A 16,934-nucleotide genomic window follows, 5' to 3' on the forward strand; every position below is an offset into this window, starting at 1 on the left:
GGTTTTGAACCGAGGACGCAGCCATGGCCGTAGGGCTCCCGCCGAAAACGATCGCCGTCATCGGGCTCGGCTCCATGGGCTTCGGCATCGCCGCCTCCCTCGCCCGCGCCGGACACGCCGTCACCGGCTGCGACATCGATCCCGCCCTCGTCGCCCGCTTCGCCGCGGAGCATGGCTCGGGCGCCGCCACCCCGCTCGAAGCAGCGAAGGGCGCCGACATCGTCGTCGCGGTCGTCGTGAACGCCGCCCAGACGCGCGCGGTGCTGCTCGGAAACGGCGGCGCGCTCGCCGCGGCGAAGCCTGGCGCGCTCGCGATCGCCTGCGCGACCATGTCCCCCGACGACGCGCGCACGATCGCCGCCGAGGTCGCGCGGACCGGCCATCTCTATCTCGACGCCCCGATCAGCGGCGGCGCGCAGCGGGCGGCCGAAGGCGCCCTCACGGTGCTCGCCTCGGGATCGGACGCGGCCTTCGCCGCCGGCGAGTCCGCCCTCGCCGCCATGGCGGCGACGCTGCACCGGCTGGGCTCCGAGCCCGGCGTCGGCGCCGCCTTCAAGATGGTGAACCAGCTGCTCGCCGGCGTGCACATCGCCGCCGCCTGCGAGGCGCTGACCTTCGCGCAGCGCCTCGGGCTCGACCTCGCCAAGGTCTACGAGGTCATCACCGGCTCGGCCGGCAATTCGTGGATGTTCGAGAACCGCGGCCGCCACGTGGTCGAGGGCGACTACGCCCCCCGCAGCGCCGTCGACATCTTCGTCAAGGACCTCGGCATAGTCGCCGACATGTCGCGCGCCACGAAGTTTCCGACCCCGATGGCGGGCGCCGGCCTGCAGCTCTTTCTGATGACCGCCGCGGCCGGCATGGGCCGCGACGACGACGCCTCCGTCGCCCGCCTGTTCGCCCGCATCGCGGGCCTCGAGCTTCCGAACGCGCCGGACTGACCGGCCCGAACCCGCATCGACCCGTCACCGGCCGCACCGAACGACGCGCCGGAACGGTCGCAAGGAGACGCCCATGACGACCGCTTCACTCGCCGACGCGCCGGCCGAGACCGAGTTCGCCGCCGCCACCTACCGCAAGGTGTTCTGGCGCCTCGTGCCCTTCCTGATGCTGCTCTACGTGATCGCCTACCTCGATCGCGTGAACGTCGGCTTCGCCAAGTTGCAGATGTCCGGCGACCTCGGCTTCAGCGAGACGGTGTTCGGCCTCGGCGCCGGCCTGTTCTTCATCGGCTATTTCCTGTTCGAGGTGCCCTCGAACATCCTGCTCCACAAGCTCGGCGCGCGGGTCTGGATCGCGCGCATCATGGTGACCTGGGGCGTGATCTCGGCCTGCTTCTGGTTCGTGGAGACCGCGTGGCAGTTCTACGCCCTGCGCTTCCTGCTGGGGCTCGCCGAAGCCGGCTTCTACCCCGGCATCATCCTCTACATCACCTACTGGTTCCCCTCGCATCAGCGCGCCCGCATCATCGCGGTGTTCATGGCGGCGATCCCGGTCTCCGGCATCTTCGGCGGACCGCTGTCGGGCTGGATCATGGACACCTTCAACGGCGTCGGCGGTCACGCCGGCTGGCAGTGGATGTTCCTGCTGGAGGCCGCGCCCGCGGTGCTGCTCGGCGTCGTCGTGTTCTTCTATCTCGACGACCGCGTCCGCCACGCGAAGTGGCTGAACGACGAGGAGAAGGCGCAGATCGCGCGCGACATCGCCGCCGACCATCAGGGCAAGACCTCCGAGGCCTCGTTCGGCGCCGTGGTCCGCGACCCGCGCATCTGGGCGATGGCGTTCATCTACTTCTGCATCGTCATGGGCCAGTACGGCCTGACCTTCTGGCTGCCGACGCTGGTCAAGGGCAGCGGCGTGCAGGGCAACCTGATGATCGGCCTGATCAGCGCGATCCCGTTCCTGGTGGCGGTCGTGGTGATGATCCTGTGCGGCCGCAGCGCCGACCGCATGCGCGAGCGGCGCTGGCACCTGATCGTCCCGGCGCTGATCGGCGCGATCGGCTTCGTGATCTCAGCCACCGCCGGCAGCCCGCTGATCGGCATCGTGGCGCTGTCCGCGGCCGCCGCCGGCGTGCTGACCTGCTCGCCGCTGTTCTGGTCGCTGCCCACCGCCTTCATCAGCGGGGCGGCCGCGGCGTCCGGCATCGCGATCGTCAACTCGGTCGGCAATCTCGCGGGCTTTGTCAGCCCCTACGCCATCGGCGCCCTGCGCGACGCGACCCAGAGCACGGCGGCCGGCATGTACATGCTCGCCGGCATGCTGACGATCGCCGCGATCGCGATCTACCTGACGCCGGCGAAGCTGGTGAACCGCTGAGGCTCCCGAGCCGCCCTCCACGTCATGCCCGGCGCTAGCCGGGCGTCCACGACTTCCTCGCCATTGCGCTCGACGCCCAAGTCGTGGACGCCCAAGACAGGCTCGGGCATGACGACGGAGCGAGCCCCTGAAGGCCACGTGATAAGCCGAGGTCCGCCATGCCCCGCTTCGCCGCCAACCTGACGATGATGTTCAACGAGCGGCCGTTCCTCGACCGCTTCGCCGCCGCGGCCGACGCGGGCTTCACGGCGGTCGAGTTCCTGTTTCCCTACGACCATGCCCCGGACGTGGTGGCGGCGAAGCTCCGGGCGGCGGGCCTGACCCAGGCCCTGTTCAACATGCCGCCCGGCGACTGGGCGGCGGGCGAGCGCGGGATCGCGGCGCTCCCGGGCCGGGAGGCCGAGTTCGACGCGGGAGTCGACACCGCGCTGACCTACGCCGAGGCGACCGGCGTGAAGCGGCTGCACATGATGGCGGGCCTCGTCCCGGCAGACGATCCGGCCGCGAACGCCGCCTACCGCCGCGCGGCCAGCGTCGCCGCGGAAAAGCTCGCCGCGAAAGGCCTCGACCTGCTGCTCGAGCCGATCAACGGCCGCGACATGCCGGGCTACTTCCTGAACGACTTCGACAAGGCGGCGGAGATCATCGCCGGGCTGAAGCTGCCGAACGTGAAGCTGCAGTACGACGTCTACCACCGCCAGATCATCCACGGCGACGTGCTGGTCTCGCTGGAGGCGATGCTGCCGATCGTCGGCCACGTCCAGATCGCCTCCGTGCCGAAGCGCAACGAGCCGAACACCGGCGAGCTCAACGACAGCGCGATCTTCGCGGCGCTCGACCGCCTCGGCTACGACGGCTTCGTAGGCTGCGAATACCGGCCCGCCGGCGTGACCGAGGACGGGCTCGGCTGGCTCCAGCCGCATCTGACGCGCTGAGGCCGGCTTTCGCTCCACCGCGAAGCGGGGACGCTCCCTGAGACGCGACAGGCGCGCCGCAGGCCGGTTGACATACGTCGCGTATGTACCGATTTGGGCGCATACGGAATGCATGCCGGGCGCCCTGATGCGCAGGAGCCAGGGCCGTTCCGTGGCGACCGATCCGGTCGCAGAAACGGAACAGGGATTTGGACCATGGCCAAGCGCGACGCGATCTTTCCTGCCGGACGGCAGGCCATCTATGAGCGGGACCTCTATTCCGCGGCGATCCGCTCGGGCGACCTGCTGTTCGTCTCGGGCCAGGTCGGGTCGCGCGAGGACGGCTCGCCGGAGCCGGTGTTCGCCGATCAGGTCCGCCTCGCCTTCGACAATCTCGACGCGGTGCTCAAGGCCGCCGGCGCGACCTTCGACGACGTGGTCGACGTGACCTCCTTCCACACCGACCCGGCGAAGCAGTGGGAGGACGTGCAGAAGGTGCGCAAGGAGCGGATCGGCGAAGCGCCCTACCCCAACTGGACCGCGGTCGGCGCGACCTGGCTCGGCGGGTTCGACTTCGAGATCAAGGCGATCGCGCGCATCCCCTCCTGAACGACTTCAGCGCCGACTCGCGCTACAAACGCGGCTCCCGCAACCCCGCCGGACAGCACGATGCGCTGGTCGCCGCAGCAGGACGAGGCGCTCGCCGCCGTGGCCGACTGGCTGCGCCGGCCGCGCGATCAGGTCTTCCGCCTGTTCGGCTACGCCGGAACGGGCAAGACCACGCTCGCCCGCCACCTCGCCGAGGACATGGACGGCGACGTCGCCTTCGGCGCCTACACCGGCAAGGCGGCGCTCGTCATGCGCTCGAAGGGCTGCGTCGGCGCCTCCACCATCCACGCCATGATCTACCGCCCGCGCGGCGGCGACGAGGAGGGTCCCTCCTTCTCGCTCAACCGCGACGGCTCGGCCGCCAAGGCCGACCTGATCGTGATCGACGAGTGCTCGATGGTGGACGAGGAGCTCGGGCGCGACCTGCTCTCCTTCGGCAAGAAGGTGCTGGTGCTGGGCGACCCGGCCCAGCTTCCGCCGGTGAAGGGCGGCGGCTTCTTCACCGAGGCCGAGCCGAACGCCATGCTGACGGAGGTCCACCGCCAGGCGGTCGACGACCCGATCATCCGCATGTCGCTCGCCGTCCGCGAGGGCCAGGACCTCGACGCCGGCGTCTACGGCGAGAGCAGGGTCATCTCCCGCCGGGACATCCGGACCGAGGACGTCACCGGCGCGGATCAGGTGCTCGTGGGCATGAACCGCACGCGCCGGCTCTACAACAACCGGCTCCGGGAGCTGAAGGGCCTGCACGACCCGATGCCGGCGGTCGGCGACAAGCTGGTCTGCCTGCGCAACGACAAGACCAAGGGCCTGTTCAACGGCGGCACCTGGACGGTGCAGCGGCTGAAGGGGACCGACGCCACCCGCGTCAAGATGGACGTGACGCCGGAGGACGAAAGCTCCCGCCGTTCGGTCAGCGTGTCGGTGCTGCGCGGCTTCTTCGAGGGCGAAGCGGAGGCGATCCCGTTCGCGCAGCGGCGGCGCTCCGACGAGTTCGACTACGGCTACGCGCTCACCGTCCACAAGGCTCAAGGGTCGCAGTGGGACGACGTGGTGCTGTTCGACGAGAGTTACGCCTTCCGCGAACACCGGGCGCGCTGGCTCTACACCGGCCTGACGCGCGCCGCGAAGCGCGTGACCGTGGTGCGCTGAACCCGTCGCGCCGCAATGGTTTCAGGCGTTTTCGCGCATCTGGCGAGCCCTCCCAAAAAGGCCTATGTTTCCCTGAACGAGACAAGACGACGCTTCAAGCGCGCCTGATCCAAGGGAGACGTCCGATGTCCTTCTCTCCGCGTTCGTCCGGCTACGGCGTCCGTCTGGCGGCGGCGTTCGGCCTTGCCGCCGCGCTCGTCGCAGGGCCCGCGCTCGCCGCGCCCGGAACCGACCAGAACACCGACAAGACCTTCGAGACGTTCCGCAAGGACGCCTTCGGCGACAAGGCGATCGAGCGCGACAGCGCGCTGCTGACGATCGACGCGCCGATCCGCGCCGAGGACGCCGCCGTGGTCCCGGTCGACGTCAATGTGGCCCTGCCGAAGGACGACTCGCGCACCGTCAAGGCGGTGACGCTGATCGTCGACGAGAACCCCTCCCCCGTCGCCGCCACCTTCACGCTTGGTCAGGAGCGCCGGGAGTTCGCGCTCTCGACGCGGCTTCGGGTGAACGCCTATTCGTCCGTGCGCGCCGTGCTCGAGACCAGCGACGGCCAGTTGCACATGGCGGCGCGCTTCGTGAAGGCGAGCGGCGGCTGCTCGGCGCCGGCGCTGAAGGACGAGGACCAGGCGATGGCTAATCTCGGCCAGCTCAAGTTCCGCACCGTCGCGGAGAACGCCTCCGCCAAGCCGCGGGACGACGGGTCCTCCGAGGCGCAGCTCATGATCCGCCACCCGAACTATTCCGGGCTGCAGATGAACCCTCTCGACCGCAGCTACATCCCGGCGCGCTTCGTCAACAAGATCGTCGTCAAGCAGGGCGCGGCCACCGTGTTCACGATGGAAGGCGGCATCTCGCTGAGCGAGGATCCGGCGATCCAGTTCTCCTACCTCCCGGGCGCCGACCCCGTCACCGTGAACGCGCAGGACACCGAGGGCGTCCAGTTCTCCGGCGAGATGCAGGGCCGCCCGAAGTCCTGAGATTGCTCCTCCGTCATCCCCGGGCCTGACCCGAGGACCCATCGGGCGCGGACGCGATCGACGCCGAAGTCGTGGATACCCGCCTTCGGCGGGCATGACGCCGCCCCGTCCCGATCAAGCCCATGTCTCGCGACGTGAAAAAGCCCGGCGAAACGCCGGGCTTTTTCATTGGTCCGCCGTCAGCGCCGGGGCCGCGGCGTCACGGGAAGCACTTGATCTCGGCCTCGGCCTGGGCGCGCCGGAGGTCGGCGACGATGTCGCGAAACTGGCCCGTGCTGCGGAACACCTCGGACGACTGACCCGCGACCTGGTTCATCCGCAGAATCGTCTCCGCCTCCTCGTACTCGCTGTACGGCAGGATCGCGGCGATGGTGTCGATCGAGCAGGCGCAGTGTTCGAGCGCCTGGCGGGTCTGCCCGTTCGAGGCCATGCAGCCGAAGATGTAGTCGGCCTTCACGACGGTGGTGTAGTCGCCGTCCACGTCGGCCGCCGCCGGGGCGGCGAAGGCGATCGCGACGGCTGCGAGGAGCGCGCGCCTCATTTGGCGTCGGCCCTGGCGGCGGCGACGCCCTCGAGCGTCAGGTTCTCCACCAGCAGCGGCGCGTCGGCGCCCTTCTTCGGCGTGACGGTCACGAGCTTGTAGAGCCCGCCTGGAACCGCGTCGGAGAAGATCAGCTCGTAGGAGCGCTCCGCGAAGTCCTTGAACTTCTCGCGCTCGGCGTCCTTCGTGAACGGCTTGAGCGTCAGGCGCCAGCCGTCGACGCTGCGCCCGTCGAACTCGACCTTCACCGGCTCGACCACGCCGCCGTCGTTGATGGCGTCGCGCATGCGGTTGCGGATGTAGTAGGGGCTGCCGCCCAGCACCTTCTGCATCTCGCGCACGTCCTGCTCCAGCAGCGCGATGACGACGGGATTGCCGGAGGTCGCGAGCGGCCCAATGCTGTGCGCCCGCGCGCCGCTGAACATGTCCACGACGGCTTCCTTGCGGCCCTTCTCGTCGTTCGAGAGCTTGAGCGTCACGCTATCCTCGAAGGACGGCGACAGGCCCTTGTCGTCGGTCTTGCGCTCGAAGCGGTACGACAGCGCCGCGCCGGCGTCGATCTTCGCGAGATAGGGCTGCTCGAACACCAGCTCGACCGCGGTCGGCGCAGCGTAAGCTGGGCTCCAGAAGCAGAGAGCGGACACGGTCGCAGCCGCGACGGCGCGGCTCGCATTCTTCAGCATGGGTATCGCCTTCCTCAACCTTTAGGGGCTTCTCGGGCGCGCTCAAGCGTCGCCCCGCGACCAGCGCGGCGGCCCCGTCCGGGAAGATTATGCACCGCCGAGGGACTTTACGCCAAGGGCGCAGCCGCTTCCGCCGCGCCCGACGTTCGGACCGCTCCTCAGGCGGCGGCGAACATGAAGCCCCTGCCCCGCACCGTCACGATCAGCCGGCCGCCGTCGGGAAGCGCCTCGCCGAGCTTGTGGCGGAGATAGCCGATGTAGACGTCGACGACGTTGAGCGAGGCCCCGCCATGGCCGGCCCAGAGCGCGGCGAAGATGTCGGCGCGGGCGAGCGGCTCGCCGGCGTGGCGCATCAGCAGCGCCAGCAGGTCGACCTCGCGCTCGGTCAGCCGCGCCGAACCTTCCGAGGTGGTCACGACGCGCGTCTCCAGATCGACGTCGAGCGGGCCCACGATCAGGTGGCGCTGGTCCGCGCCGTCATTGTCGCGGCGCAACTCCTGCACCCGCACCCGCGCCAGCAGCTCCTCGAAATCGAACGGCTTCACGAGGTAGTCGTCCGCGCCAGCGAGCAGTCCCTCCGTGCGCTCGGAGACGCTGGAGCGCGCGGACAGCATGATGATGGGCGCGCTCTGCCCGGCCGCCCTGAGCGCCTTGCACACCTCGACGCCGGAGCGGCCGGGCAGCATCACGTCGAGGATGATGGCGCAGAACGGCTTGCTGGTCGCGACCGCGAGCGCCGCCTCGCCGTCTCCCACCAGCTCCACGTCGTAGCTTTCGGCTGCGAACCCGCGACGCAGAACGGAGCCGATGTCGGCGTCGTCTTCGACGATCAGGATGGTCATGAGCGGGCTCCGATCACGAGGCGATGCGCAAGCGCAGGAAGGCGAATGGTCACCGTGGTCCCCGGCGCGCGTCCGGGAGCCGCGGTCCGGCTGTCGAGCGAGATCGAGCCGCTGTGCCGCTCGATCACCCAGCGCGCAAGCGCGAGGCCGATGCCGAAGCCGGAGCTTTCGCGGTCGGCCTGGGCGCCGCGGTAGAAGCGTTCGAACACGTGGGGAAGATCGGCTTCGGCTATGCCTTCGCCGTCGTCGCTGACGGCGACGGTCACCGTGTCGGCCGAATCGATCCCGGCGATGAGGCGGACCGTGCCGCCGTAGGTCGAGTGCCGCAAGGCGTTCGCGACCAGCCCTTCGATCACCTGCCGCATCCAGTCGCCGTCCGCCTCGACCTGCAGGTCGAAGTCGCCGGCGTCGACGACCAGGGCGATGCCGCGCGCCCGCGCGGCGGGCTCCATCGCCTCCCGCACGTCCGCGAGCAGATCCTTGATCTCGACCGGCTCGAGCTCGAGTTCGAGCTGGCCGCTTTCGGAACGGGCGACGCGCAGCAGGTCCTCGACCCGCCGGTGCAGCCGCCTCGCGCGGGAGCGGATGGTGGTGAGCGCGGCGGTGAGCGCCGCCACGTCGCCCTTGCCGCGCAGCGTGACGTCGGCCTCGCCGAGGATGACGGTGAGCGGCGTGCGCAGCTCGTGGCTCACGTCGGTGAAGAAGCGGCGGCGGGCGCGGTCGATGTCGGACAGGCGCTCGTTCGCGCCGCGCAGCTCCGCGGTGCGCTCGTCGATCACCTCCTGCAGGCGCGCCTGCGCCGCCATCAGCCGCGCCTCCTTGCGCGCGAGCTGCGAGGCCATCCGGTTGAACCGCATCATCGCCAGGCTGAGCTCGTCATGGCCGCGCACCGGCAGCCGGATGTCGGTGCGCCCGCGCGCGATGTCGGCGGCGGCGGCGGCGACCTGCGAAATCCGGGACACGAGCGGCCGCGCCAGCGCGCGATAGGCCGCAAGCGCCAGCAGGGTCGCGATCCCGACGCCGCCGATCGCGCCGGGCAGCAGTCTTGCGCGGAGCTCCGCCATCGCGGCCTGGGCGGCGTTCGCGGTCGCGCGCTCCTCCTCGATCGCCTGGCTCAGCGAGGGACCGAAGGCGGCCGCGAAGGTGTCCATGGCCGTGCGCAGGCGCTCGACGTTCCCGGCCTGTCCGAGACGCGCGTCGCGGATCGATTCGAGCGCCTGACGGTCGAGGAAATCGAACCGCCCGCGCATCTGCGCCAGCACGCGGCTGCGGGCGGCGATCAGGGTGGCGTGCTCCTCGTCGCTCGAACGGACCACCGCCCGGGCGATCTCCTCGTCGAGCCGCACGAAGGTCTCCTGCACGCGCTTGCGCGGCAGCGAGAGGCGGTCCGGCTGGCCTTTCGCCTCCGTGGTCTGCATGGCGACGAGCGCGTAGTCGCCGACGCGGCCGGAGAGCGACGACAGCAGCTCCAGCCGGCGCTGCGCCGAGGCGAGCCCCTCCACGTGGTCGTCCGCGATCACGAAGGTCCAGACGACCGCGAGCCCCGCCGCAACCGTCGTCAGCACGGCGGCCGCGAGCAGCAACGCCATCCGCACCCGCAGAGACCGAAGAAAGGAGCGCCACATCAGGCGAAGCCCCCGGCGAAAGCGGCCCGGCGGGGCTCGCCGGGCCATGGGTCGGCGACGCCGGCCGCGCGTTCGCCGCGCGACCGGCGCCGGTGATCACTTGCCAGCCTTGACCGCCTTCTTCGCGTCAGCGACGGCGTCGAGGCACTCGTCATACTCCTTCTCGCCCTTTTCGCGCTCCGCCACGCGCAGCGCGGTCTTCAGCTTGTCGGCGACGGGCTGGGCGGGCCCCTTGGCCTGCTCGGCCTTGATCAACGCGATTCCCGCGTCGCACTCGGCCGCGTCGTCGGCCCTGGCCTCAACGGCGCCGGCCGCCAGCAACGCGGCCGCCAGAACCCATGCTCTCGTCTTCACTGCGGTTTCTCCCTCTTTACTAGCCCGGCGCTTTCCCGCGCCTTGTCGGCGTCACTTGACCTTGAACGTCCCCGTCATGCCGCGTTGTTCGAGCCCGTCGATCCACCATTTGAAATTGCCCGGGCGGATGACGACGAACTCGATCCGGATCGCGCCCTCGTCGTCCCACTCCAGATGGTGGGGCGCTCCGGGGCCGTGGATCTCCAGATGGTTGATGACGATCTGGTTGATCCAGATGTGCCGGAACAGTTCGGGCGAGAAGAATTTGTATTCCTTGCCGCCGTTCGAGACGATGTCGAGCTGGTACGACTTTCCGGCCTCGAGCTCGTAGTCTTTCTGGCTCACGGCGTAGTCGTTGCCCTCCTTGTCGCCCAGCACCAGGTCCGGCAGCGTGGTGCGGTTCTTGGCGAGGTCGACGGCTGAAGAGGGCGTCGCGGCGAAGGCGAGGAAGGCCGCCGCAAGGGCCGCCGATGGCTTGATCATGGTGTCCTCCACTTTGGACGTCCGTGGACCGGACGCTTCCGGGGTTGGCCGGATTTGTCCCTTGCGGGCCCGGCTCTTGATTTCATCAACGTCGCCAACGCTCTGGCAGAGACAAGGCGTGGTGGCAACGTCCGCCGGACGGCGCGGGGGCCGTCCGCGACGAGACGCCGCCCCGGACCGGGCGCCTCGGGCCCCGGCCCGTCGGCGCTGCGTTTCGTCTTGACCTATACGAAGGTCGCACGCGGCGATCGTCCCATCTCGTCTTGTCGCGCGACAGTAATGACGGGATCGATTTGCGTCTACGCTTTTGAATATTATTCTTTTCTTATAAATGTTTACTCAGGTTCAGCGCCGGCTGTCCAGCGCCGCGGCGCGGCTCGCCGGCCCGCAGGTCCAGCGCGCCACCTGCCACTCGGGGTTGCTTTCCGTCCACTCGACGATGGTGGGCACGGCGCTCGCCATGCACATGCGCGGGTCAGATCGCTCGACCGTCATGGCGACGTGCTCCTCGCGGCAGGTCTGGGGCGACGCGGCGAGGCACACCAGCAGAACGAGATCCATCGCAGTCTCCTCATGCGACTGGCGACACGTCCGGCGCGGACTCGCCGGGCGCGTCCGATAGCGCCAAGGATACGCTTATTATTTTGCGTCGCAATATCGATATGTTGCAATGCGGTGACGCTATGGGGACGAAATCGCCGGCTTCAACCGCGTCATTATGAACCCGAAATCGCCTGAAACCCGCCGGAAGAAGCTCTTGCCGTCCGCGTACGGTCCCGACTAGTGTGCGCGCCGCATGCCCCTGCATGGCGCTATCGGGTCAACCGGTTCGGCTCCCACCGAACGCAGACGCAAAGATAGCCTAGGGCATCGGTCGGCGCGCTTGATCGGGCGCCGGCGACACCATGGCTTAACCTGGGAGGATGCTTATGGCGAAGATCACCAAGACCCTGATCGGCGAGTCGCTCGTCGGCGACGGCAACGAAGTCGCTCACATCGACCTCATCATCGGCCCGCGCGGCTCGACCGCTGAGTCCGCGTTCGTTAACGCGCTCACCAACAACAAGGACGGCTTCACCTCGCTTCTCGCGGTGGTGACCCCGAACCTGCTGGCCAAGCCGAACACGATCCTGTTCAACAAGGTCACCATCAAGGACGCCCGTCAGGCCGTCCAGATGTTTGGCCCGGCGCAGTACGGCGTCGCGAAGGCTGTCGTCGACAGCGTCGCGGAAGGCGTGATCCCCGAGGACGAAGCCGACGACCTGTTCATCTCGGTCGGCGTGTTCATCCACTGGGAAGCGGCGGACGACGCCAAGATCCAGCAGTACAACTACGAAGCGACCAAGGAAGCCCTCAAGCGCGCCGTCGAAGGCGAGCCGAAGGCCAAGGACGTGGTCGCCCAGGCCGCGACCGCGAAGCACCCCTTCGCCGCGAACGCGTAGAGCGGAAACCACCCTGGACAGAACCCGCCTGCAGCAAAGCCTCCAGGCCTGCTCCAGCGGTTGGCCGCTCTGTTGACTGGTAAGTAGAACGGACGGCGACGGCTCGAGGCGCAAGCTTCGGGCCGTTTCCATTTTTAGGCCGCGACCGCGGGCGGACGACGGCCTGGCGGCCGTCCCCCGCCTACGCTCAGAGCGCGATCGAGACGCCCGCGCGCTTCCGCTCGGCCAGCAGCCCGAGATAGGCCTGCGCCAGCGAGCAGCCGGCGAGCGCGGTGATCCCGGCGTGGTCGTAGGGCGGCGAGACCTCGACGATGTCGAAGCCCTTCAGGTCGAGCGCGCCCAGACGGCGCAGGCACGAGATCGCGAAGGCCGACGACACCCCGCCCGGCACCGGCGTGCCCGTCCCCGGCGCGAAGGCCGGGTCGAGGCAGTCGATGTCGAACGAGACATAGACAGGCGCGTCCTCCACATGGCCGAGGATGCGGCTCGCGACCGCGAGCGGCCCCATCTCCCCCGCCAGCAGCCCGTCGACGATCGCGATCCCGTAATCCTGCGGCGCATGGGTGCGGATGCCGACCTGCATGGAGCGCTCCGGCACGATCAGGCCGTCGCGCACGGCGCGGGTGATCATGGTGCCGTGGTCGATGCGGCGGCCGTCGTCGTCCCAGGTGTCCTGATGGGCGTCGAACTGGACCAGAGCGACCGGGCGGCCGAGCCGCGCCACCAGCGCCTTCAGCACGGGATAGGTCAGGAAGTGGTCGCCGCCGAGCGTCACGAGATGGGCGCCGGTCGCAAGCCGCTTCGCCGCCTGGGCCTCGATCGCGTCGGGCATGAGCTCGACGCGGCCGTAGTCCAGCGAGCAGTCGCCGGTGTCGGCGACCGCCATGTCGGCGAAGATGTCGAAGCCGAAGGGATAGGCGGGATCGCCCACGTTCACCGTCGAGGCCTCGCGGATCGCCCGCGGCCCGAAACGCGTGCCTGGCCGGTTGGAGACCGAGGTGTCGAGCGGCACGCCCCAGACCGCGACGTCGAATCCTTCCGCCGAGCGCGCGTAGGGGCGGCGCAGGAAGGAGACCGCGCCGGCGTAGTTCGCCTCGATCGACTCGCCGTAGCGGCGGGAGGCGTCGAGCGCGTCGTCGACCGGTCGGGGATGCAGGGGATCGGCGTTCAGCTCGGCCATCAGGGTCTCCGTCTCCCGGCAGGCCCATGGGCGCCGGGCTCGTGGTCCGCGAAGACGCTCATACCAGCGCCGCGCGCGGCTGACGATGGCTCCGGCGCCTTGCGCCCCGCGAGGCCCGCCCTAGCTCCGCCCGCGCCTGGACGACCTAAGGGGGCCGCCGTGCCGAAAGCCACATGCCCGGAGTTCTCGGTGGAGTTCTCCGATCTCTTCCCCACGGTCCGCGTGGTCGGCACGTCGATCGGCGCCCGCGCGGCGGTCGAGACGGCGACCTCCCCGCAGATGAGCGTCTGGACCGACGCGACCGACCGGCGCCGCGTCGCGGCGGCGCTGACCGCCATTACGAAGGACCTCGGAAAGGTGGTGGAGCGGCGCCCCGTCTCGGTGGCCGGGCTGACGGGCGAGTTCGTCGACTGCCAGGACAAGCTGAAGGACTGGGACACCGGCAAGACCGTGCCGTGGCGGCGGTTGCGGGTGATGCTCGAGGGGCTCGACGGCGGCGGTCGCCTGCACGCCACCGCCATGTGCGCCAAGGCGGATCATCCGGAGGTTTCGGCGGCGTTCTTCCAAATGCTGGATTCAGTGACGTTCCTCGCCGCCGGCGCCGAGGCCGAGGCCGCCCGCGACGCCGGCGCCGCGGAGGCCGACGCGCTGCTCGCCTTCGCCAGGGAACGGATGGAAGACGCCGCGACGGCGGCGGCGGCGCGGACCGCGGCCGCCGACGAGGCGGGCGTCACGGGGCCGGTCGCAGACGCCGAGACGCGCTTTCGGGACGCGCTCAAGGCCGGCGGCTTCGCGCGGCTCAGGACGCGGCTCCGCCCACTTGCGGCACCTGGGCTGCTGCTCGTCGAGACGGCGGACCATGGCGAGCCCGCGCTGGGGCGGACGCGCGTGGGCGGCGGGCCGGACCTTCCGGACGAGGCGCCATGGCCGCGCGACGCGAGCGGCCTCCACCTCAACTTCCTCGCGCAGACCGACCTCGCCGCCCTGCCCTCGCCCCGCCCCGGCGCTCTGCCGGACAGCGGCCTGCTGTCGTTCTTCTCCGGCGTCGATCTCTCGGAAGGCCTCGTGCTCCACGCCCCGGCCGGCGCCGCGCTCACCCACCGGCCTCTGCCCGACGACGCGGCCGCGACGGCCGAGACCGCGGCGCGGATGATCGCCTGGAGTTCGGACGAGGGCCGCTTCACGCTCACGGTCCCCGCGCTGGACGGGCTCGAGGGCGCGACCGACGCGGACGGCCGGATCTCGTTCTCGCGCGGGGGAGCGCCGGTGGTCGCGCTCGCCTCGGAGCACGAGATCGGCGTCCGGCCCCGCGCCTTGCGGATCGAGCCCACGCTCGCCCTGCCGCTCGCCGACGACCGGTACGCCGCGGCCGGCGTCGCAAATCCGTTCCCGCTGTGGAGCGCCGTCCGGGACGGGATGGCGGTCGGCGACGGCCCGCAGCACCAGATGTTCGGCCTGCTGGGGTCCGAGGCGCAGGGCGACGCATCCCCCGCGGGCGTCGCCGCCAGCCGCGCCCGCAAGGCCGGCTGGGAGGACCTCGCGGCCGCTCCCGACGGTTGGTTCGTGCTGCTCGCGCTCCGCTCCGGCGGCGGCGCGGGCTTCGAATTCTGGGACCATGGCAGCGTCGTGTTCATGGCGCATGCCGCCGACACGGCCCGCGGCGACTTTTCCCGGACCGTCATGTACGTCGAATCGACGTGACGACGTGAGACGGGACGCATGCGCATCGACCGACGACGAACCCTTCTCGGCCTCGGCGTCGCGGCTGCGGCCGCAGCCATGGGCGTGATCGCCTTCCCCGCGCAGCCGAAGCGCGACGACGCCTGCAAGGCGTTGATACGCGACATCCGCGCCTTCGAGGACGCCGGCCTGGCGCGCGGCTTCACCAGCTCGTGGGACGCGCCCTCCCCCATACGCTTCGACGTCGCGCCGCCGGCGAGCGAAACCGAGATCGCGCGTGTGGAAGGCCTGATCGGCCGGCGGCTGCCGGCGACGCTCCGCGCGTTCTTCCTCACGTGCTCCTCCGCGCTCGACGTGTCGTGGCTGCTGCCGGGACGGAGAGAAGAAACGGCTTACGGCGCCGTCGAGGTGCGCTACCGGCTCGTTCCGCCGCCGCCGTTCTCGGACGACAAGGGCTCTCCGCTGCTCAATTCCGGCGGGATCAGGCTTCGCCTCGACGCGCTGCCGGGCCTCTGGCGGGAACGCGAGACGTGGCGGGCGAGCTTCCTGGAGACCGCGCGGGCGCAGACCGATCCCGGCGGCCGCGCGCATTACGAGGTCTACGCCCGGTTCTGGGAGCGCGGCTTTCCGATCGCGACCAATGGCGGCGGCGACATGGTGACCATCGACATGCAGGACCCGCGCGAGCGGCTCCTGCTGGCGTTTCACGACGGCTCCGACGAGCCGGGCTGGCTGCTCGGCCAGCCGCTCGCGGAGCACCTGAGCCATCAGGCGCGGCTGGGTTTCCCCGGCTTCGAGATCTACCTGCTGCCGCTGTTCCAGGACGAGCGTGCGAGCGCCGCCGACGAAGCGGAGTTCCAGGCGCGCTACGCCGACCGCGAGACGGTCGCCGCGCACCAGCTCGCCGCGGTCTCCGCGACCACGATCGACGCGGCCGGCGCCAACGGACGCGCCTGGCGGGAGTGGGTCGGAGTGAAGGACTGAGGCTCGGCCAGCGGCCGAACCGGACACGAAAAAGGCGGGCCTGAGCCCGCCTTGTCCGTACGCAGAACCTGAAACGGTCCGGCGATCAGCGCTTGGAGAACTGGAAGCTCCGACGCGCCTTGGCGCGGCCGTACTTCTTGCGCTCGACCACGCGGCTGTCGCGGGTGAGAAAGCCGCCCTTCTTGAGGACGCCGCGCAGCTCCGGCTCGAAATGCGTCAGCGCCTTCGAGAGGCCGTGGCGCACCGCGCCGGCCTGGCCCGAGAGCCCGCCGCCGGCGACCGTGACGGTCACGTCGTACTGGCCCTTGCGGTTCGCGACGTCGAGCGGCTGCTGCAGGATCATGCGCAGCACCGGACGGGCGAAGTAGACCTCGAGCGCGCGCTTGTTGATCTCGATGCGGCCGGAGCCGGGACGGATCCACACGCGGGCGACCGCGTCCTTGCGCTTGCCGGTGGCGTAGGCGCGACCGTACTGGTCGACCTTCTTCTCGTGCTTCGGAGCGTCCGGGGCGACGGCGTTGATCGCGCCGCCGAGGTCGCTGAGCGACTGGATGTTCTCGGCCATGATCAGGCGCTCCGGCTGTTCTTGCGGTTCAGGGCCGCGACGTCGAGCGCCGTCGGCTGCTGGGCTTCGTGCGGGTGGCTCTCGCCGGCGTAGACGCGGAGGTTGCCGAGCTGCTTGCGGCCGAGGGGCCCGCGCGGAAGCATGCGCTCCACCGCCTTCTCGACGACGCGCTCCGGGAACCGGCCGTCGAGGATCTGGTGCGCCTTGCGCTCCTTGATGCCGCCGGGATAGCCGGTGTGCCAGTAGTAGGTCTTGTCCTGACGCTTCTTGCCGGTGAAGGCCACTTCGGAAGCGTTGATGACGATGACGTTGTCGCCGTCATCGACATGGGGGGTGAAGGTCGGCTTGTGCTTGCCGCGAAGACGGAGCGCGATCAGAGACGCAAGCCGGCCGACGACCAGGCCCTTGGCGTCGATCACGACCCACTTCTTCTCGACCTCGGCCGGCTTGGCCACATAGGAGCGGGCCAGTTGGGGGCGCATGGGGTCTGCCTCGATTGAAAACGACAGCGCGCGGAGACGGGCTCCGCGCGACGGACTGGTTGATACTCAAGCCGGCGGGGAAAAGCAACACGTCGGCGC

General features: G+C 70.1%; 19 protein-coding genes. 9 read left to right on the forward strand and 10 right to left on the reverse strand.

Annotated elements, in window-relative coordinates; all coding sequences use genetic code 11:
• The first annotated feature begins 23 nt into the window (after positions 1-23).
• The 6 genes from ltnD to ACFSCV_RS01985 all read left to right on the forward strand — a co-directional run bounded on the left by ltnD (position 24) and on the right by ACFSCV_RS01985 (position 5,974).
• Positions 24-941 carry an L-threonate dehydrogenase gene (gene ltnD, locus ACFSCV_RS01960; protein WP_378796471.1) on the forward strand — a complete coding sequence of 306 codons (918 nt, stop codon included), beginning with the start codon at positions 24-26 and terminating at the stop codon, positions 939-941.
• Positions 942-1,014: 73 nt separating this feature from the next.
• Positions 1,015-2,319, forward strand: a complete 1,305-nt coding sequence (locus tag ACFSCV_RS01965) for an MFS transporter (protein WP_378796473.1) — start codon at positions 1,015-1,017, stop codon at positions 2,317-2,319.
• A gap of 158 nt (positions 2,320-2,477) precedes the next feature.
• Positions 2,478-3,254: a 2-oxo-tetronate isomerase gene (gene otnI, locus ACFSCV_RS01970; protein ID WP_378796475.1), complete on the forward strand. Its 777-nt coding sequence runs from the start codon at positions 2,478-2,480 to the stop codon at positions 3,252-3,254.
• Positions 3,255-3,449: 195 nt separating this feature from the next.
• Positions 3,450-3,842 (forward strand): RidA family protein, encoded by a 393-nt coding sequence (locus tag ACFSCV_RS01975; RefSeq protein ID WP_378796477.1) that lies wholly within the window; start codon positions 3,450-3,452, stop codon positions 3,840-3,842.
• A gap of 60 nt (positions 3,843-3,902) precedes the next feature.
• A complete protein-coding gene (locus tag ACFSCV_RS01980; protein ID WP_378796479.1) occupies positions 3,903-4,994 on the forward strand; it encodes an ATP-dependent DNA helicase in 1,092 nt (363 codons plus the stop codon).
• Positions 4,995-5,119: 125 nt separating this feature from the next.
• Positions 5,120-5,974 carry a quinoprotein dehydrogenase-associated SoxYZ-like carrier gene (locus ACFSCV_RS01985; protein ID WP_378796481.1) on the forward strand — a complete coding sequence of 285 codons (855 nt, stop codon included), beginning with the start codon at positions 5,120-5,122 and terminating at the stop codon, positions 5,972-5,974.
• A 199-nt stretch (positions 5,975-6,173) separates the two neighbouring features.
• On the opposite strand, the gene ACFSCV_RS01990 is transcribed toward ACFSCV_RS01985, so the two are convergent.
• The 7 genes from ACFSCV_RS01990 to ACFSCV_RS02020 all read right to left on the reverse strand — a co-directional run bounded on the left by ACFSCV_RS01990 (position 6,174) and on the right by ACFSCV_RS02020 (position 11,063).
• Positions 6,174-6,515, reverse strand: a complete 342-nt coding sequence (locus ACFSCV_RS01990; protein WP_378796483.1) for a hypothetical protein — start codon at positions 6,513-6,515, stop codon at positions 6,174-6,176.
• The gene (locus ACFSCV_RS01995; RefSeq protein WP_378796485.1) at positions 6,512-7,198 is read right to left on the reverse strand and encodes a hypothetical protein; all 687 of its coding nucleotides are present in this window, start codon (positions 7,196-7,198) and stop codon (positions 6,512-6,514) included. Before ACFSCV_RS01995 ends, ACFSCV_RS01990 begins: the two co-directional genes overlap by 4 nt.
• A gap of 158 nt (positions 7,199-7,356) precedes the next feature.
• Positions 7,357-8,040, reverse strand: a complete 684-nt coding sequence (locus ACFSCV_RS02000; protein ID WP_378796487.1) for a response regulator transcription factor — start codon at positions 8,038-8,040, stop codon at positions 7,357-7,359.
• Positions 8,037-9,665 (reverse strand): sensor histidine kinase, encoded by a 1,629-nt coding sequence (locus tag ACFSCV_RS02005; protein ID WP_378796489.1) that lies wholly within the window; start codon positions 9,663-9,665, stop codon positions 8,037-8,039. The genes ACFSCV_RS02000 and ACFSCV_RS02005 overlap by 4 nt, the downstream gene beginning before the upstream one ends.
• A gap of 96 nt (positions 9,666-9,761) precedes the next feature.
• Positions 9,762-10,019, reverse strand: a complete 258-nt coding sequence (locus ACFSCV_RS02010; RefSeq protein WP_378796491.1) for a histidine kinase — start codon at positions 10,017-10,019, stop codon at positions 9,762-9,764.
• Positions 10,020-10,070: 51 nt separating this feature from the next.
• On the reverse strand, positions 10,071-10,502 hold the full coding sequence (locus ACFSCV_RS02015) for a cupredoxin domain-containing protein (RefSeq protein ID WP_378796493.1): 432 nt from the start codon (positions 10,500-10,502) through the stop codon (positions 10,071-10,073).
• Between the two features lie 345 nt (positions 10,503-10,847).
• A complete protein-coding gene (locus ACFSCV_RS02020; RefSeq protein WP_378796495.1) occupies positions 10,848-11,063 on the reverse strand; it encodes a hypothetical protein in 216 nt (71 codons plus the stop codon).
• Positions 11,064-11,431: 368 nt separating this feature from the next.
• On the opposite strand from ACFSCV_RS02020, the gene fae reads away from it, so the two are divergent.
• Positions 11,432-11,944, forward strand: a complete 513-nt coding sequence (fae, locus tag ACFSCV_RS02025) for a formaldehyde-activating enzyme (RefSeq protein WP_378796497.1) — start codon at positions 11,432-11,434, stop codon at positions 11,942-11,944.
• Positions 11,945-12,131: 187 nt separating this feature from the next.
• Here fae and speB read toward each other — a convergent pair whose 3' ends face one another.
• Positions 12,132-13,124, reverse strand: a complete 993-nt coding sequence (gene speB, locus ACFSCV_RS02030; protein ID WP_378796499.1) for an agmatinase — start codon at positions 13,122-13,124, stop codon at positions 12,132-12,134.
• Between the two features lie 159 nt (positions 13,125-13,283).
• Here speB and ACFSCV_RS02035 point away from each other — a divergent pair, with 159 nt between their 5' ends.
• Together ACFSCV_RS02035 and ACFSCV_RS02040 are read left to right on the forward strand one after the other, a co-directional pair.
• The gene (locus ACFSCV_RS02035) at positions 13,284-14,825 is read left to right on the forward strand and encodes a DUF1963 domain-containing protein (protein WP_378796501.1); all 1,542 of its coding nucleotides are present in this window, start codon (positions 13,284-13,286) and stop codon (positions 14,823-14,825) included.
• 18 nt (positions 14,826-14,843) lie between these two features.
• Entirely contained in the window at positions 14,844-15,788 is a 945-nt protein-coding gene (locus ACFSCV_RS02040) for an SMI1/KNR4 family protein (protein ID WP_378796503.1), read from the forward strand.
• Positions 15,789-15,873: 85 nt separating this feature from the next.
• On the opposite strand, the gene rpsI is transcribed toward ACFSCV_RS02040, so the two are convergent.
• Positions 15,874-16,353, reverse strand: coding sequence for a 30S ribosomal protein S9 (gene rpsI / locus ACFSCV_RS02045; RefSeq protein ID WP_378796505.1), 480 nt, complete (start codon positions 16,351-16,353; stop codon positions 15,874-15,876).
• 2 nt (positions 16,354-16,355) lie between these two features.
• Complete coding sequence (gene rplM / locus ACFSCV_RS02050; protein ID WP_378796507.1) at positions 16,356-16,835, reverse strand: 50S ribosomal protein L13; 480 nt, start codon at positions 16,833-16,835, stop codon at positions 16,356-16,358.
• Positions 16,836-16,934 lie beyond the last annotated feature (99 nt).

This window comes from Methylopila henanensis, from assembly GCF_042681025.1.
Lineage (GTDB): Bacteria > Pseudomonadota > Alphaproteobacteria > Rhizobiales > Methylopilaceae > Methylopila > Methylopila henanensis.

Coding starts and splice junctions, on each gene's coding strand:
- fae (WP_378796497.1), top strand. CDS start 11,432: ATGGCGAAGATCACCAAGACCCTGATCGGCGAGTCGCTCGTCGGCGAC.
- ACFSCV_RS01965 (WP_378796473.1), top strand. CDS start 1,015: ATGACGACCGCTTCACTCGCCGACGCGCCGGCCGAGACCGAGTTCGCC.
- speB (WP_378796499.1), bottom strand. CDS start 13,124: ATGGCCGAGCTGAACGCCGATCCCCTGCATCCCCGACCGGTCGACGAC.
- ACFSCV_RS01980 (WP_378796479.1), top strand. CDS start 3,903: ATGCGCTGGTCGCCGCAGCAGGACGAGGCGCTCGCCGCCGTGGCCGAC.
- rpsI (WP_378796505.1), bottom strand. CDS start 16,353: ATGGCCGAGAACATCCAGTCGCTCAGCGACCTCGGCGGCGCGATCAAC.
- ACFSCV_RS01990 (WP_378796483.1), bottom strand. CDS start 6,515: ATGAGGCGCGCGCTCCTCGCAGCCGTCGCGATCGCCTTCGCCGCCCCG.
- ACFSCV_RS01985 (WP_378796481.1), top strand. CDS start 5,120: ATGTCCTTCTCTCCGCGTTCGTCCGGCTACGGCGTCCGTCTGGCGGCG.
- ACFSCV_RS02000 (WP_378796487.1), bottom strand. CDS start 8,040: ATGACCATCCTGATCGTCGAAGACGACGCCGACATCGGCTCCGTTCTG.
- ACFSCV_RS02005 (WP_378796489.1), bottom strand. CDS start 9,665: ATGTGGCGCTCCTTTCTTCGGTCTCTGCGGGTGCGGATGGCGTTGCTG.
- rplM (WP_378796507.1), bottom strand. CDS start 16,835: ATGCGCCCCCAACTGGCCCGCTCCTATGTGGCCAAGCCGGCCGAGGTC.
- ltnD (WP_378796471.1), top strand. CDS start 24: ATGGCCGTAGGGCTCCCGCCGAAAACGATCGCCGTCATCGGGCTCGGC.
- otnI (WP_378796475.1), top strand. CDS start 2,478: ATGCCCCGCTTCGCCGCCAACCTGACGATGATGTTCAACGAGCGGCCG.
- ACFSCV_RS02015 (WP_378796493.1), bottom strand. CDS start 10,502: ATGATCAAGCCATCGGCGGCCCTTGCGGCGGCCTTCCTCGCCTTCGCC.
- ACFSCV_RS02020 (WP_378796495.1), bottom strand. CDS start 11,063: ATGGATCTCGTTCTGCTGGTGTGCCTCGCCGCGTCGCCCCAGACCTGC.
- ACFSCV_RS02040 (WP_378796503.1), top strand. CDS start 14,844: ATGCGCATCGACCGACGACGAACCCTTCTCGGCCTCGGCGTCGCGGCT.
- ACFSCV_RS01995 (WP_378796485.1), bottom strand. CDS start 7,198: ATGCTGAAGAATGCGAGCCGCGCCGTCGCGGCTGCGACCGTGTCCGCT.
- ACFSCV_RS01975 (WP_378796477.1), top strand. CDS start 3,450: ATGGCCAAGCGCGACGCGATCTTTCCTGCCGGACGGCAGGCCATCTAT.